This is a genomic window from Flavobacterium qiangtangense (assembly GCF_042658345.1).
Classification (GTDB): domain Bacteria; phylum Bacteroidota; class Bacteroidia; order Flavobacteriales; family Flavobacteriaceae; genus Flavobacterium; species Flavobacterium qiangtangense.
The window spans coordinates 356,828-373,318 of record NZ_JBHSQB010000003.1; the positions used below are offsets into that span (position 1 = coordinate 356,828).

14 protein-coding genes are annotated in these 16,491 nt (G+C 37.0%); 4 read left to right on the forward strand and 10 right to left on the reverse strand.

Annotated elements, in window-relative coordinates; all coding sequences use genetic code 11:
- The first annotated feature begins 44 nt into the window (after positions 1–44).
- Genes ACFPVY_RS01680 through ACFPVY_RS01690 form a run of 3 tightly spaced genes read left to right on the forward strand, consistent with a single transcriptional unit; the run spans position 45 to position 4,463 of the window.
- Positions 45–1,700 (forward strand): peptidase domain-containing ABC transporter, encoded by a 1,656-nt coding sequence (locus tag ACFPVY_RS01680; protein WP_379789957.1) that lies wholly within the window; start codon positions 45–47, stop codon positions 1,698–1,700.
- A 2-nt stretch (positions 1,701–1,702) separates the two neighbouring features.
- A complete protein-coding gene (locus tag ACFPVY_RS01685) occupies positions 1,703–3,052 on the forward strand; it encodes an HlyD family secretion protein (protein ID WP_379789958.1) in 1,350 nt (449 codons plus the stop codon).
- Complete coding sequence (locus tag ACFPVY_RS01690) at positions 3,033–4,463, forward strand: TolC family protein (RefSeq protein ID WP_379789959.1); 1,431 nt, start codon at positions 3,033–3,035, stop codon at positions 4,461–4,463. The genes ACFPVY_RS01685 and ACFPVY_RS01690 overlap by 20 nt, the downstream gene beginning before the upstream one ends.
- Positions 4,464–4,865: 402 nt before the next feature.
- Here ACFPVY_RS01690 and ACFPVY_RS01695 read toward each other — a convergent pair whose 3' ends face one another.
- Positions 4,866–5,804, reverse strand: a complete 939-nt coding sequence (locus ACFPVY_RS01695) for a ring-cleaving dioxygenase (protein ID WP_379789960.1) — start codon at positions 5,802–5,804, stop codon at positions 4,866–4,868.
- A 317-nt stretch (positions 5,805–6,121) separates the two neighbouring features.
- On the opposite strand from ACFPVY_RS01695, the gene ACFPVY_RS01700 reads away from it, so the two are divergent.
- Complete coding sequence (locus tag ACFPVY_RS01700; RefSeq protein WP_379789961.1) at positions 6,122–7,699, forward strand: sigma 54-interacting transcriptional regulator; 1,578 nt, start codon at positions 6,122–6,124, stop codon at positions 7,697–7,699.
- 4 nt (positions 7,700–7,703) lie between these two features.
- Here ACFPVY_RS01700 and ACFPVY_RS01705 read toward each other — a convergent pair whose 3' ends face one another.
- The 9 genes from ACFPVY_RS01705 to ACFPVY_RS01745 all read right to left on the reverse strand — a co-directional run bounded on the left by ACFPVY_RS01705 (position 7,704) and on the right by ACFPVY_RS01745 (position 16,481).
- Positions 7,704–8,321 (reverse strand): TMEM175 family protein, encoded by a 618-nt coding sequence (locus tag ACFPVY_RS01705; protein ID WP_379789962.1) that lies wholly within the window; start codon positions 8,319–8,321, stop codon positions 7,704–7,706.
- 2 nt (positions 8,322–8,323) lie between these two features.
- Positions 8,324–8,674 (reverse strand): cupin domain-containing protein, encoded by a 351-nt coding sequence (locus tag ACFPVY_RS01710; protein WP_379789963.1) that lies wholly within the window; start codon positions 8,672–8,674, stop codon positions 8,324–8,326.
- Positions 8,674–9,294 carry an alpha/beta hydrolase gene (locus ACFPVY_RS01715; RefSeq protein WP_379789964.1) on the reverse strand — a complete coding sequence of 207 codons (621 nt, stop codon included), beginning with the start codon at positions 9,292–9,294 and terminating at the stop codon, positions 8,674–8,676. Before ACFPVY_RS01715 ends, ACFPVY_RS01710 begins: the two co-directional genes overlap by 1 nt.
- Before the next feature lie 22 nt (positions 9,295–9,316).
- Positions 9,317–10,669: a sigma-54-dependent transcriptional regulator gene (locus ACFPVY_RS01720; protein WP_379789966.1), complete on the reverse strand. Its 1,353-nt coding sequence runs from the start codon at positions 10,667–10,669 to the stop codon at positions 9,317–9,319.
- 8 nt (positions 10,670–10,677) lie between these two features.
- On the reverse strand, positions 10,678–12,783 hold the full coding sequence (locus ACFPVY_RS01725) for a histidine kinase dimerization/phosphoacceptor domain -containing protein (RefSeq protein WP_379789967.1): 2,106 nt from the start codon (positions 12,781–12,783) through the stop codon (positions 10,678–10,680).
- 227 nt (positions 12,784–13,010) lie between these two features.
- Complete coding sequence (locus ACFPVY_RS01730) at positions 13,011–13,676, reverse strand: YoaK family protein (RefSeq protein WP_379789968.1); 666 nt, start codon at positions 13,674–13,676, stop codon at positions 13,011–13,013.
- Positions 13,677–13,680: 4 nt separating this feature from the next.
- Entirely contained in the window at positions 13,681–14,154 is a 474-nt protein-coding gene (locus tag ACFPVY_RS01735; protein ID WP_379789969.1) for a Dps family protein, read from the reverse strand.
- Between the two features lies 1 nt (position 14,155).
- Positions 14,156–14,581 (reverse strand): DoxX family protein, encoded by a 426-nt coding sequence (locus ACFPVY_RS01740; RefSeq protein WP_379789970.1) that lies wholly within the window; start codon positions 14,579–14,581, stop codon positions 14,156–14,158.
- A 10-nt stretch (positions 14,582–14,591) separates the two neighbouring features.
- Positions 14,592–16,481: an amidohydrolase gene (locus ACFPVY_RS01745; RefSeq protein ID WP_379789971.1), complete on the reverse strand. Its 1,890-nt coding sequence runs from the start codon at positions 16,479–16,481 to the stop codon at positions 14,592–14,594.
- Positions 16,482–16,491: the final 10 nt, after the last annotated feature.

Genomic DNA, 16,491 nt, shown 5'->3' on the forward strand with positions numbered 1-16,491 from the left:
TTTTTGCCGTGTTATTATCTATTAAAATTATTTTATAAAACTTTATGACACCTTTCAAACGTTTTACTAATTTGCTTAAACTTGACAAGCGCGATGTGTATCAAATCATATTTTACGCTGCTTTTGCCGGTTTGGTAAACCTTTCGTTGCCTTTAGGAATACAGGCAATTATTAATTTTATTCAGAGCGGTCAGCTCAGTGTTTCCTGGATTGTACTGGTTTTACTTGTAACTGTCGGAGTGGGTTTTGGTGGTGTGCTGACCATTCTGCAATTTCGAATTGTGGAAAATCTCCAGCAACGTATTTTCGTGCGCTCATCTTTTGAATTTGCATATCGTATGCCATTGATCAAATTTAAGGAGATGTATTCTGAGTACGCTCCTGAAAAAGCAAATCGTTTTTTTGATACGCTGATGGTGCAAAAAGGAACAGCGAAGCTACTTTTAGATTTTTGTGCCGCTTTTTTGCAAGTCGGTTTCGGGATCATATTATTGGTGCTTTATCATTCTTTCTTTATGGTAATCGGGTTGCTTTTCATCGCCATTTTGTATATTATTTTCAAATATTCTTATAAAGACGGACTTGAAACTAGCCTTAATGAATCAAAATTCAAGTACAAAGTTGCAGCTTGGCTCCAAGAAATTGCCCGAAGTCGCGAAAGCTTCCGAAAAAATAAAAGTTTTGAATATGCCTTAAAACGAAATGACGCCTACGTTTCAGAATACGTAAACTTTAGGGAAAGCCATTTTCAGGTAATGAAAAAACAATACATTCAATTGACCATTTTTAAAGTCTTAGTAACGGCTGCATTGCTTTCAATCGGAGGCTTTCTGGTAATTCACCATCAGATGAATATCGGTCAGTTTGTTGCCGCAGAAATCGTTATCGTTTTGCTGATCAATTCGGTAGAAAAAATAATATTTGGGTTAGAATCTTTTTATGATGTGCTTACTTCGGTAGAAAAAATTGGACAGGTCACCGACATGGAAATTTCATGTATTCCAAAGACAGCGGGAATTTCTGTTGAAGGATTGACTATAGAAACTGAAAATGTTGGCTATCAATATCCGGGTTACAGCAAACAATCCTTAAAAAATATCAATCTAAAAATAGCGCAAGGCGAAAAAATCTTGGTTACCGGATCTAACGGCGCCGGAAAAAGTACGTTTTTACGACTGCTTTCCGGAATGTTAGAGCCAGAAAAAGGAGCGATGTATGTGACCGACAATTATATGAATCGCTTAGACGAAGATACTTACAGAGCTCATGCGGGAACTTTTTTGCAAGGCGATACGCTTTTTGCGGGCACCATCAGAGAAAACATACTTTTTGGCAATGACACATTGGATAGCGAGGATTTGAAATGGGCTTTGGACAACGTTTGCCTGACGCCTTACATCAAGACATTTCCAAATGGTTTAGAAAATCAAATTCATCCGGGCGGAAGTGAACTTTCAGCATCTGATATCCAAAAAATATTATTAGCCCGAAGTATTGTTAACAGGCCAAATATTCTATTTCTAGAAGATCCTGTCGATAAGATGGACAGTTTGACTTCTCAAAAGATTGTGGATTTCCTGCTTTCTGAAGAAAATAATTGGACCGTCGTGGTAAGTTCGAAAAATGAAATCTGGAAAGAAAAATGCAATCGCATGATTACCATCTACGAAGGAAAAATTAGTAACGATATAAAACTCTAGCCATGCTCAATTTATCTAAAGAAAATAATGTGCTGATCACGCCGGGGAAATATCAGTCGATTACAAACGTAGCCCGAAGGCCTCATTATAAATTATTGAACCGAATTATTATCGGCTTTTTATTATTTTCAATCGGATGCCTTTTCTTGCCTTGGACACAAAATGTCTCCGGAAGCGGTGCTGTCACTACGTTAAAACCAGACCAAAGACCGCAAACGGTTCACAATGCAATTGCAGGTCGTATTGAAAAATGGTTTGTACAAGAGGGAGATTTTGTAAAAAAAGGAGATACGATTCTTTTTATTACCGAAATCAAAGAAGATTATCTGGATCCTAATTTAATTGGAAATACAAAACAGCAAGTCGATGCTAAAAAAATGGCAGTCGAATCTTATGGAGACAAGGTTAACTCGCTTGACACGCAGGCAGCATCACTTGGTACAGAACGACAACTGAAGTTAAAACAGGCGCAAAATAAAATCAAGCAGGCAATTTTAAAAATCAAAAGCGACAGCATGGACCTTCAGGCGGTAAAAACCCAATTGCGAATTGCCCAAACCCAATTTGACCGTTCAGTGGCGCTTAACAAAGAAGGATTGAAACCGCTAACGGATGTGGAACAAAAAAGGCTGAAGCTCCAAGAATCAGAAGCTTATATTATTACGCAGGAAAACAAGCTTTTGAGTAGCATGAATGAATTAATCAATGCGCGCGTGGAAATCAACCGAATTACGGCGGAATATTCAGAAAAGATTTCAAAATCGAAGAGTGATAAGTTTACGGCTTTGAGCACACAGTATGATACTGAAGCTCAAGTAAATAAACTGCAAAACCAATATATGAATTATAGCATCAGAAATGGATTATATTACATCACTGCTCCTCAAAGCGGTTATATAAACCGCGCTCTTTTGGCGGGTCTTGGCGAAACGATTAAAGAAGGAACTCCAATCGTAAGCATCATGCCAGAAAGTTATGATATTGCCGTGGAAACTTATGTCGAGCCGATTGATCTGCCGTTGATTCATCGCGGTGCAAAGGTTCGCGTTTGGTTTGACGGATGGCCAAGAATCGTATTTTCGGGCTGGCCTGGATTGTCTTACGGAACTTTTGGTGGAAAAGTCGTGGCGATCGAAAATTTCATCAGTGCAAACGGAAAATATAGAATTCTAGTTTCTCCAGAAAATCCGAACGAGAAATGGCCAAAAGAACTTAGTATCGGCGCAGGCGCACAAAGTATTGCTTTGCTTGAAACGGTTCCAATTTGGTATGAAATATGGCGTAACTTAAATGGTTTTCCTCCAAATTATTATGTCGGACAAAAAGAAGCCAATGGAAAGGATAAGAAATAATATGAAACTGATATTAAAAATAATTTTCCTGTTGGTTTTTGCAGGAATTACAAAATCAAGCGGACAAGATTTAAGCAATGATTTTAACAAAGAAGAATTGACCTACCGTGAATTTTTGGGCTATGTAAAAAAATACCATCCGATGGTAAAGCAGGCCAATCTTGAAGTGAGCGAGGCACAAGCTGCATTGATGGCAGCGCGTGGCGGTTTTGATCCGAAAATTGAAGTAGATTACAACAAAAAAGAATTTAAGGGAACAGAATATTATTCGCTGTTGAACAGCAGTTTTAAAATTCCCACTTGGTATGGAATAGAAGTAAAGGCAGGATTCGACGATACTGACGGAACTTATTTCAATCCACAAAATCGAACGCCAGAAGCAGGTCTCACATCTCTTGGAATCAGCGTTCCGTTGGGGCAAGGCTTGTTCATCAACCAACGAATGGCCGACGTCAGATCAGGAAAATTGCAACTCACATTAAGCGATGCGGAGCGAAAATTGAAGGCGATTGAAGTACTTTATAAAGCGAGCGAAGCTTATTTTGAATGGCGACGCTGTTTTAACGAAGCCGTTCTTTATAAGCGTTACCTTGGTTTTGCCAGCACGCGTTTTAAAGGAATAAAAAAACTGATTGAGTTGGGCGATTCTCCAGCGATTGATAGCGTTGAGGCGCGAATAACGGTAAGAAATCGTGAACTAAATTTGGAAAACGGAAATTTAAAATTGGCCAAAGCTTCATTAAATCTTTCCAATTATCTTTGGATTGAAAACGTGCCGGTTGAATTAAATGCAAACATGAAGCCCGAAGAAAATCTGATGGAAACGCTACCAGAAACGCTAAAAACCGACACAGCTATTTTTGACAGCCAGTCGCTTGGTTCACACCCAAAGATGACGGCTTTAGAAACCAAACTTTCGATGCTTGAAATAAACAGAAAGTTGAAAGCCAATTTATTGTTGCCAAAACTAAATGTAGGCTACAATTATATTTCAGAACCTGTATATTTTGATACATTTAATACCGAAGATTACAAATTCAATGTCGATTTCAGTATTCCAATTTTTTTGAGAAAAGAAAGAGGAAATTTAAAAATTGCAAAGCTTAAAATTCAGGATTTAAAATTTGATATTGAACAGCAAAGACTAGAACTTGGAAATAAAATTAAAGCACAACAGACAGAAATTTCGTCGTTGAAAAAGCAGAAGAATGTAATTGACAATTTGGTTCAAGATTACATGACGATGCTGGATTCAGAAGAACGCCTGTTTTCGTTTGGAGAAAGTTCTATGTTCTTAATTAATTCCAGAGAAAATAATCTGGTGAGCGCCAAATTGTCCCAAATTTCTATTGAAAATCAATATTACATTTCAAATGTACAATTGTATCGAATTTTAGCTGACCCAGATTAAATTTTAATACTTAGATTAATTTTATTTCCCGATGCAGAAAATAACTAATTTTAGCAGTACCTTGCAGGTTGCGAGGTACAATAGAGGTACAAATTTTCAAAAGTCAAACAAACCAATAGTTTGTGTCAGAGTTTCAATAAAAAATTGATACGGTTATTAGACAAAGATATGATTTTCAATATAAAGTGAGACATTTTTTTGATTTTTTGAAAGAATTATATTTCTCGAAAAAAGCACGAAATTCTCTAGAATAAGAAGTAAACTCTGGTAAAAAAAAACGCCACCTCTCTAAAGGTGGCGCTATTTGCCAATTGTGGAGCCAACGAAATATTACCAAATTTGTATTGGATAGTTTAATTTATCTAATACAACCTCTCAGTTAATTGAAGGTTAGCAAAGAAATTAATTTATTTTGACCAAATGCGCTTCGATTCCTGCTCTGTTGGCTTCATATTGAGCTGGCAACTTTAAGTTTTTTCCTAATTCTTCCAAAGTTTCATCAATCATAAAGCCCGGATTTTCTGTAGCCAATTCAAATAAAACGCCTCCTGGTTCTCTGAAATAAAGAGAATGGAAATACTGTCTGTCAATTTGTGGCGTTATTGATAATCCCAAAGCTTCAATTTTCTCACGGAAATGCATCAATATTGCGTCATTTTTAACTCTGAACGCCACGTGGTGAACAGAACCGTTGGCCACATGGCCGTGTTTCTCATCTGCCAATTCTACCAAGTCAATAATCGCCGCGTTTTCAACAGCGTCAGTTGCATATCGATAACGATTTACATCTTGTTCAATTAATTTATAACCAAAGATTTCAGTCAAAATTGACGCCGTCGCTTTGATACTATTTAAAGTCAAAGTTACATTGTGAAATCCTCTTGTGGCCACGTCAGCTTTGACTTCATCGGTTTCCCAAGGTTTTCTGTCGTCTTCTGTTTTGGACTCAATCAGTTCTAATTTCAATCCATCCGGATCTAGAAAAGTCAGGTATTTTTCTCCGAATTTTTCTGCTGGCTTGTTGTAAATTACATTGTATTTTTCAAAACGTTCTTGCCAAAATTTCAAGCTTCCTTTTGGTACAGAATAACCAATTTCAGTCGCCATTCCAGAGCCTTTTCTTCCTTGCTGGATGCCTTCGCCCCAAGGGAAAAATGTCAAAATTGTTCCGGCACTTCCGACTTCATCTCCAAAATAAAAGTGATACGTTCCCGGATCGTCAAAGTTGACCGTTTTTTTGATAAATCGTAAACCTAAAACTTTTGAGTAAAAATCAAAATTGCGTTTCGCATCGCCCGCAATTGCTGTAATATGGTGTAAGCCTAAAATTTTATTTTCCATGATATTTGCGTTTTATGAGTTGTTATTAATTTTCTTTTACAAATTTACTTCTATTGCAAAATGCGTGCATTGAACTGGAACAAGAAACAATATTTTGCATTTTTTATTTTTCGTAGTTTGTAAGCCAAATTATGTTCCGATTTATCTATATTGTTTTAAATCAATAGTTTATTCTTTTTTTGGTATTTTGGTTTATACGATATATCGTAATTTTATGGTTTCAAATCCGTTACTTTTATGAAAATTGTTAGCACAAAACAATTCCGATTACTTAAATTTACGGCAAGCCAATTTTTTAAAAATAAATTCAAATCATTATGCAAAAGCAAACCGATCAAACAGCAATTCTCATGAATCGATTGCAAGAAAGAGAACGAGAACAATCGCTGATTTTATCGATTTGTACCGAATTTGCAAAAGTTTTGAGTAGAAAGGATTTTCAAATTATTTTACAAAACACTTTAAAACCAATTTTCAACTTTGATGATTTTATAATTGCTTCAACAGATGAAAAAGAATCAGAATATCAACTCTTTCATCAGTTCTTACAGCCAAAAACTTCGGATAAAAATTATGAATTAAAGGATGGATTTTTTGATGTTTGCATGGAATCTGCCGAGACAGTTATTTTCGATTTGAAAAATTTGTCTGGAAAAAAGGTTCCTGATTTTATTTCCAAGATAAATGATTCAGGCTTTAAAAATGGCATCGGAATTTGCCTTCCTTATATAAACGGAAACCGAAATGTGCTTTTTTTGTTTTTCAAAAATCCTACGACTTTTACCAGAGAATCAAATAGAATTATCAGCCGAATTGGCACGCAACTTTCGATTACAATCCAAAATATTTTGACTTCAGAACAATTGGAAAATAAATTTTCAGACTATAAATCGATTAGAAAATCTTCAGAAGAAATAAAACCAGAAGTAAATTCTTCAGAAAACTTTCAAGGAATTATAGGCAAAAGTCCGTCCATGCAAAAGGTTTATGATTTGATTTCTCAAGTCGCAGTTTCACAATCAACAGTTTTAATTTCTGGCGAAACCGGAACTGGAAAGGAATTGGTTGCCAAAGCCATTCACAACTTATCTGGGAATTCCAATCAAAAAATGGTCAAGGTAAATTGCGCGTCGATTCCAGTAAATTTGATTGAAAGCGAATTATTCGGACATGAGAAAGGAAGTTTTACAGGAGCGACTGATTTGCGAATTGGGAAATTTGAACAAGCCGGAAACAGCACGATTTTTTTAGATGAAATCGGAGAATTGCCGTTAGAATTGCAAGGAAAATTGCTCCGGGTTTTACAGGAAAAAGAAATCGAAAGAATTGGCGGGAAGCAGACCATCAAAGTGAATGCGCGAGTAATTGTGGCTACAAATCGTTCACTGGAAAAAGAAGTGGCTGACGGAAATTTTAGAAGCGATTTGTTTTACAGATTGAATGTTTTTCCAATTCAAATTCCAGCTTTGCGTGACAGAAAGCAAGATATTCAAGATTTGGCGAATTATTTTTTGAAAAAACATTCCGAAAAAGCAGGGCAGAAAGTTAACGGTTTTTCTAAAAAAGTTGAAAAGGCAATGACAGCAAATTCATGGCAAGGAAACGTTCGGGAATTAGAAAATATGGTGGAAAGAAGCCTGTTGTTTGCAAAAAGCGAAACGATAAAAGAAATGGATTTTCCAGAAATTGTGGTCTCAGCATCCAATTCTGAATTCCATTTATGTACAAAAACGCTTCAGGAAGTTGAAAAAGAGCATATTTTAAAAGTAGTAAAAAATTGCAACGGAAGAATTTCTGGTCCGCAAGGTGCCGCAATTTTATTAGGCTTGCCTGCAACAACATTAATTTCTAGGATGCAGAAACTAGGAATCAAAAAAGAACATTTTTTAGCCTAAAAAATTAGCTTTTTGAAATATCAATTTTTCCAGAAGAAATGGCCCAATAAATCCACAAAAGCATGCTGATAAGCAAGGCAATTTTGGGAAACTCGAATGAAATTCCGAAAGCAATTAAATATGTAGGAAATCCATATAAATAATTATTTCGAATCTTTCTTATAGCCAAATCAGTGATTTCCGGACGAAGATGTTTTCGATTATGGCTGGCCAAAAACCACAATAAATTATAAGAAAGATTAATCAATACAAAAATTCCAGTGTAAATGGCGACTACAGTTGACGAAGCTTCTCCATCAAAAAAGCGTGCCAGTAAAGCCGTTGGATAAGAAACTGCCGAAGCCAAAAATAAAATCAATCCGTTTGAAAACATGATGGCGGTATTTCTCGTGTAAATCTGCTTGAAAATTTTGTGATGGTTCACCCACATTATAAAAATGCTGAAAAATGAAAGCGTGAAAGCCAAAAAGGACGCCCAATCTTCTTTTAAATAATTCCATAAATCACTTCCATTTTTTATAATTTCTGAACTAGGAACGTGAAGATCTAAAACCAAAAGCGTGATGGCGATGGCAAAAACGGCATCGCTGAAATTCTCGATTCTTACGGTTTCTTTTTCCATTTTTATAGTTTTATGAATATTGATTTTCGGGTTTTGATTTCAAGATTTTTGGTTTTGTGGCCTTTTCCAGTAACGTCTTCAACCAATAAAATGGAACCAGTTTCAAACTTTCTTTTTTGTCCCAAAGAACTTTCGATTTCCACGCCACCGTCCAATAAAATAATATATTGCCGATCTGGCGCATTGTGAAAATCATAATCATACGAAGGAAGAACTTCCCTGAAAACAATTGATTTAACAGCTTGATCTTCTGATAAAAAACCGATATCGCCATTGTTTTGCAACGAAATTTCAAAATCTTCAAAATGACTTTCTCCGTTTGAATCGCTATAAATTCTTGTAATCTGTATCATTATTTCAAGTTAAAAACAAGTTCATTGGCCAAGTTAATTTCGTCTTGGCTGATCGTATGTCCCATATTTTCATAAATTTTCTTTGTCAACGAAGCGCCCATTTTTTTCAAAAGCATTTCGGTTTCATTCACTCTTTCCACAGGAACGTGAAAATCAGGATCGCTTGTTCCGATGAAAACTGGCGTGTTTTCAAAATTTCCAGAATAAGTTTTTTCAGAGATAGTTTCGCCAATCAAACCTCCTGTAAAAGCGACGATACCGCCATATTTTGAAGCATTCCTAGCCGTAAATTCTAGAGCCAAACACGCGCCTTGAGAAAATCCCAAGAAGTAAATATTTTCTTTAGAAATTCCGTTTTCTTCAACAGTTTTTACAACTTCCGAAATTAAGTTTAAGGAATTTGAAAGTGACGGTTCGTTTTGTGAAGTCGGAGCCAAAAAAGAGTAAGGATACCAAGTATTTCCTTGCGCTTGCGGTGCGACCAAGGCAAAATCAGCAACATTCAAATGTCTTGCCAGCGACAAAATATCAGTGGAACCAGCGCCTCTTCCGTGAATCATGATCAACGCTTTTTTGGCTTCATTCAAAGGTTTTCCTGCAGTTGTATTTTCTAAATTCATAATCAGATAATTTAATTTTTAATTAATTGTAGCCCTGTTTGATGCCTAATTTTTTCATTTTTGAATACAAAGTCTGTGCTTGTATTTTCAAAAGTTCAGCAGCGCCTCCTGGTCCAGAAACTTTTCCGTCGCAGGATTTCAAGGCGTTCATGATGTGCTCTTTTTCCATTTCTTCCATAGATTTTAACGGACCAGAAATTTCAAGAAATGGCTTGGAAACAGTTGCTGGCAGATCTAAAGTTTCAATTTCAGAAGTTTTGGCAAGCAAGACATTTCGCTCAATAAAATGTTCTAATTCGCGAATATTTCCGGGCCAATCATAGTTTTGCAATTGTTCCAAAGCAATTTTGCTGATGCTTGAAACTTTTTTTCTGGAACTGGTCGAATATTTATTCAGGAAATAATTTGCCAAGAGGGAAATATCTTCCTTTCGATCTTTTAAAGCCGGCAATTCAATCGGAAAAACATTCAATCGATAATATAAATCGAGCCTGAATCGGCCTTCAGCAACTTCTTTTTCCAATAAACGATTTGTTGCAGCAACGATTCTCACATTCACTTTTATAGTTTTATTGCCTCCCAAACGCTCGATTTCTTTTTCCTGCAAAACCCGAAGCAGTTTGACTTGAGAATCTAAAGGCAATTCGCCGATTTCATCCAAGAAAATGGTACCTTCATTGGCTTGCTCAAATTTCCCGATCCGAAGTGAATTTGCTCCGGTAAAGCTTCCTTTTTCATGGCCAAATAGTTCTGATTCAATTAAAGAATGTGGCAAAGCGGCGCAGTTTACAACGACAATCGGCTTTGATTTTCTACTGGAAAATTCATGGATCGAATGTGCGACTTTTTCTTTTCCGGTACCACTTTCGCCCAGAATTAAAACTGAAGTTTCTGTTGGAGCCACGATTTTTATTTTCTCGATCACCTCTTTTAAAAGCTGGCTTTTTCCGATGATTCCGTCCATAGCTTGGTCGTTATTTTCGAATGAATTTTCTGTGCCTTTTTCAAGGTCAAAACGGTATTTGGCGATATCTAACATTACGATCAAATCGCGTTCTCTGAAGGGTTTTACCATAAATCCGTAGGGTTGCGTGGCTTTCACGGCTTCTAGCGTCGATTGATTTGTGTTGGCAGAAATGTACAAATAAGGCAATTGCATTTCTTTCAATTCCCAAGCCAGATCGATTCCGGTCAAGTCGCCTTTGAGCATAATATCAAGCAACACCCAATTTGGTTTTTTCTCGGCAATCAGTTTTCGGGCTTGCACTACCGAAGAAGCGATTCCGGTGACTTCATAACCAGCTTTTAGCAACATGATTTTCAAGTCATTTGCTACGATAAATTCATCTTCGACAATTAAAATTTTCTCCTTCATTTTTTGGGTTATAGCGTTGTTGGATTTTCTGCCGAAGCTTCAAATTCCATATTTTTTATAAACGTAATTTGTATTGTTAGTCCGTTTTCATTTCTTAAATCGAAGCTTCCGTCGAGCTGGTCGCTTAGGCCGCGCATCAAGTTCATTCCGAGTGAATCAGTTTCTTCAATGTTAAAATTCGTTGAAAGCCCGATTCCATTGTCAGAAATGATCAATTCATATTTATTTTCGCCGATATTTTTTAGGGAAACCAATACATTCCCTTTATTTCCATTCGGAAAAGCATATTTTATCGTATTGTTTACAGCCTCATTTATGATCAGACCAAGCGGCACAGCCTGCGCGACATCCAAGGATACTTTTTCAGTTTCTAAGTTGAAATTAATCTTCTTTTCGGTGCCAAAACATTCCTTCATATAATTGACCAATTCATAAATATACCAAGACATATCAATGCTTGCGAGGTTATTTGACTGGTATAATTTCTGATGAATCAGCGACATGGCGTGCATTCTGTGCTGGCTGTTTTGAATTGCCATCAGCGCATCTTCGTTATCCAAATAAGCCGATTGCGTGTTCAAAAGACTGATCACAATCTGCAGATTATTCTTCACGCGATGATGAATTTCCTTCAAAAGCCATTCTTTTTCGGTCAGCAATTTCTTCAGCTGTTCATTCTGTTCATCGATCTGCTGGCGTTTGATTTCCAGTTTTTTATTTGTTTTTTGTTTTAGCCGCGATCGGTTGTAAAGCAGTGCTACAAAAAGCGCCAAAACTACAATGCTTCCGATAAAAACATATTTTATGAACGTGTCGTTGGCAATTTTTACTTCCTGTAATTTAGATTGTTGGGTCAGAAAATCGATATTCTTGTCTTTTTTTTCGCTTTCAAATGCTACTTGCAGATTACTGATCTGCTTGCTTTTTTCACCCTTGAAAATTGTATCTGAAAGATTTTTATAAAGCTGGTAATGTTTTATGGCATCCAAATATTTTCCTTGTGTAGAATCAACTTTGAACCAAACCAAATGATTTTCTGACTGAATCAGGGTGTTTCCGGCTTTTTTTGCAAAAGAATCTAATAAAGTTGCGGTTCTGTAAAAGTCAGCATATTGTTTCGTTTGGTAATGATAAAATGAAAAACTTCGTAAAAGCGAAAGGCTGTTATTATTCTTTTCAGCGTTTTCGCCATAGTGATTTTTTAATTTTTCATAATAAATTTTGGCGTTTGCAAATTGCTTGATAATCGTATACGTGCTGAAAAGGATGTAATTCTCGCGCATCTCAAATTCTTGGTCGGCAATTGGATATTTCGCCTTGTATTCCTTGATGAATTTTATCGCTTCCTCAAATTTTCGCTGGCGGATGAGCATTGTAGAAATATTGGCAGCAATCGTTCTGACATAGCCATTATCATTGAATTTTTTAGCAATTTCTATGGCTTTTTGCCAATACTCTTCCGCTTCATTATTTTGTCGTAGATAATAATGAACCATTCCAACATTGCTGTAAATCGAGCTCAATTGCAACGAATTATCGTTCATCGCCAAGGCTGTTTTTTCTGCCAACAATCCATATTTTAAAGCTTTTTCATAATCAGATTTTTGAATTTCAGCTTCACTAAGTAAATTATAAACCGATTGTAATTGCTTGTAATTTATAGATTTGTACGTTTCTAAAGACTCTTTCAAATTTAAAAGGGATTTATTCGTATTTTCAGTCAATCCATATAATTCCCCCAAATCTTTCAATACGTCAGCTTGCCTTTTCTTGGAATTTGATTGTTTATAAAATGCAAGTGCTTTTTCTTTTAATCTTATCTTTTCATCAACGTTGCTGTTGTCATAATAATTCGAAAATTCGTCATAACCGTCGCCTTTTTGTTCGGTCAGATTATTTTTTTCTGCGTAAGCAATTGCTTCCTTGGTTTTTGATAATGAAACTTCCCTTTTTCCTTTTTCTTTATCAATTTTTGCATCGAGAAGCATTGATTTTGCTACACCAATTTTATATTTTTCTTGATTACTCAACTGTTTTCCTTGAAAATTCAATACGCTTGCGCTGTCCAAATCAGCTTTTGATTCTCCAGTTTTTGTCAAATAATAAGCACTCATTCTAAATAGCAAATTTGCTTTTTGAGTGTCATTTTTTGTATTTAAAATTAGATTTCTGAGTTGTTTTGGATTTTCTTCAGTTTGCGCGGAAACAGGAACCCTATTTAGCAGGAAAAAAATCACCAGGCAAAATAAGAGTATAGAATTTCTGTGGGGAAAAAAGTATCTTGAATTCATGTTTTAAAGATAATCTATTATCAGGAAAATGCAAGTTTCAATAGTTGCGACTAATTTTTTCGATGGTACATATAACACACGATCATTGCGATTCCGGGGAAGATTAATGTTCCTAAACCGAAAGATTTTCCGGCAACGGCACCTAAAAAACATCCGATAAGAAATCCGAAAATGGTAACTAATTGTTTTCTAAAACTTAGCATCACTTCAAGATCTTTGAATCCATTTTTCAAAAGATTTCCGAGATCTAATGAAGCTTGCGTTACGTTTCCTGTCATCATCGTCGTTGGTCCGTGCGTTTCTTTGGCATATAATTTTCCAAAGGCATTTTGAAGTCCCATCGCAAAAACGGTTGTCATTGCAATTGCATACATTGTCCATTCTGAAATGATTCCGAAATAGTTGAAAAGATACGCCGCGAGTCCGCTTAAAACCAGCAGAAATCCTTCCCAAAATAAAATCGTATAATGATTTGTAACGCGCAAGGCAATTCGTCCTCCGGCAATTACAGCAATGATAAACACAGGAAAAGTCAATAATTTCACCCAAGCGTGAATGTCAGAACCTTTGACAATTTGATAGGCAAAAACGATAAAATTTCCCGTCACGTGTGCCGAAAAGATCGTGTCTGCGGCAACGAAAGTTACGGTGTCGCAATAACCCGCAATTATGGTTAAAAGCAAGGTGACATACCAAATATTTGTTTTAATTTCCATAGTTTTACTTTAAGTGTGAACCAAGCATCCAGGCCATTTTCTCGTGCATTTCTAATAATCCTGTGATATAATCGCTGGTTCCGGCATCGTGCAATTGGGTCGCAAAATTGTTGCTGTTTTCACGTAAATGAATCAGGATGCTCTCGTGATCGCACAGCAATTCATTCATATAGGTCAAGCTGTCGTTGGTTTCCAAAGCGTGTTCCGAAAGATGCGTCAACGCCAAATATTCTTTCAAAGTTCCCGGAGCATAATGACCTAACGTTCGAATTCTTTCAGCAACAGCATCCACGATTTCATCAAGCTGATTATATTGCTGTTCGAAGAAAAGATGCTTGTTGTAAAAATCAGCGCCTTCGACATTCCAATGCGCTTTTTTAGTTTTGGTCAGTAATACAAATTCGTCGGCAAGAATTATTGATAGAATTTCTGCCACTTTCGACAGGTTTTCTTGTTTGATTCCGATGGAAGTTTTCATTTTATAAAAGATTTAATAAGTAAGTATCAAGTGAATATTTTCCGGCTCCGAGTGCTAAAATTAGGAGCAAGGACAAAGTATACATGTAAGGAACATCGCGTACTTCAAGCGAATCTTTGCGGTGAACTACAAAATATCCGATGGCCGTAACGCCGATGGTTGGAAGCACCGCCAGTCTTGTCCCAATTCCTAAAATGATTAAAAAAGGAACGACGGTATCTGAAAAAGTGGCCACCAATCCATTCAGTTTTTCAGGCAGATGCAGCGGATTTGGAACTTGTTCTTTTTGTCCGTTTTCAATCCTGAATTTTTTCAATCCGTGGACCCTGAAAAGTTCAATCGCAAGCAGAATCCTAAAAACAAGAAAAGCAGCATTATTGAACGACGATCCCAAGTCAGAGTAAAGTAGTTGTTTTATAATTTCCATAATGTAAGTTTTAAAATGCAAAGCAAGAACAGCCAAGCGCGCCCCAAAATGCGTTGTAATTATTGACAGGAACATTGCTCAAACGAGCCGCATCGTGATTATGCGCGTGAACGTCGCAACTGCCACCGCAACTGTGAATCTGCGAAGTCAATTTTGGTTTTGCATCGGCTTTTGAATTTTTCTCGATTGCGCTTTGCAAATGACCTCCAGCTGGATAATATCCGTTATAAATATTTGTAGGAGACCAATCTGGCAAAATGGGGATAGTAGGAGGTGAGAAGGAAGAAAAGTCACCTTTCGCATATACAATTTTTCCGTCAACAACCGTCATTTCTGCTTCGATGTTTTTCACGGCTTCGTCTTCCACATTGAAATAATCGTTGTCCAAAACCGCTAAATCGGCAAACATTCCCACTTTGATATCGCCTTTTTTCTGCTGTTCTTGCGAAAACCATGCGCTTCCTCTGGTATATAATTCCAACGCAGTTTCACGGCTCAATCTCGATTCATTGTACAATTGCAAGCCTCCGATAGTTTTCCCAACCGTAAGCCAATACATTGAAACCCAAGGATTGTAGCTGCTGACGCGCGTCGCATCTGAACCGCCACCGACAGGAACTTCCATTTCGAGCATTTTTTTAATTGGAGGCGTGTTTTCTGCTGCCTTTGAACCATATCTGTCAGTGAAATATTCGCCTTGATACGCCATTCTGCTTTGGATCGCGATGCCTCCGCCTAAATTTTTTACACGCTCGATGTTTCTTTCGTCGATTGTTTCGGCATGGTCAAAAATCCACGGCAATCCGTTAAACGGAACGTCTTGATTTACTTTTTCAAATACATTTAAAAATCTCGATATGCTTTCGTTATAAGTCGCATGAAGTCTGAAAGGCCAGCGATTTTCTACCAATAATCGAACGACTTTTTCCAATTCGGCTTCCATGTTTTCAGGAAGATCAGGTCTTGGCTGTAAGAAATCTTCAAAATCTGCAGCTGAAAAAACTAGCATTTCTCCTGCTCCGTTGTGACGATACATATCATCGCCTTGGTACAATTTCACAGAATCAATCCATTCGCTAAAATCTTCAAATTCGTTTTTTGGCTTCTGCGTAAATAAATTATAAGCAATTCTGACCGTCAATTGTTTCTTTTCATTCAGCTCATTCACGACTTTATAATCATCCGGAAAATTCTGAAAACCGCCGCCGGCATCAATCACGCTCGTGATTCCAAAACGGTTCAATTCTTTCATAAAATGTCTTGTCGAATTGATTTGATGGTCATAAGAAAGCGTCGGACCTTTGGCCAAAGTCGAATATAAAATCATGGCATTTGGCGTCGCAATAATCAGTCCGGTTGGTTCGCCGTTAGAATCTCTTTCAATCTGACCGCCCGGAGGCGCTGGCGTATTTTTTGTATAACCGACTGCTTTCAAAGCCGCACGATTCATGATTGCTCGGTCATACAAGTGCAAAATAAAAACTGGAGTTTCTGGTGCAATTGCATTGATTTCTTGCAAAGTCGGCATTCTTCGTTCCGCAAATTGAAATTCAGACCAGCCTCCGACAACGCGAACCCACTGTGGCGAAGGCGTTCTGTCAACCTGTTCCTGCAACATTCGAAGCGCATCTGAAAGCGAAGGAACGCCATCCCAGCGAAGCTCTAGATTGTAATTCAGTCCGCCGCGAATCAAGTGAATGTGCGAATCATTGATTCCGGGAACCACTCTTTTTTTATGCAGGTCGATTATTTTTGTGGTTTCAGAAGCAAATTCCATGATTTGGCTGTCGCTTCCCACGGCAATAAATTTTCCGTCCTTGATGGCAACTGCCGTAATATCTAGAGTTTCTTTGTTGAAACTGTAAATTTTTCCGTTGTATAAAATTAAATCAGCTTTCATATTTTGGTAA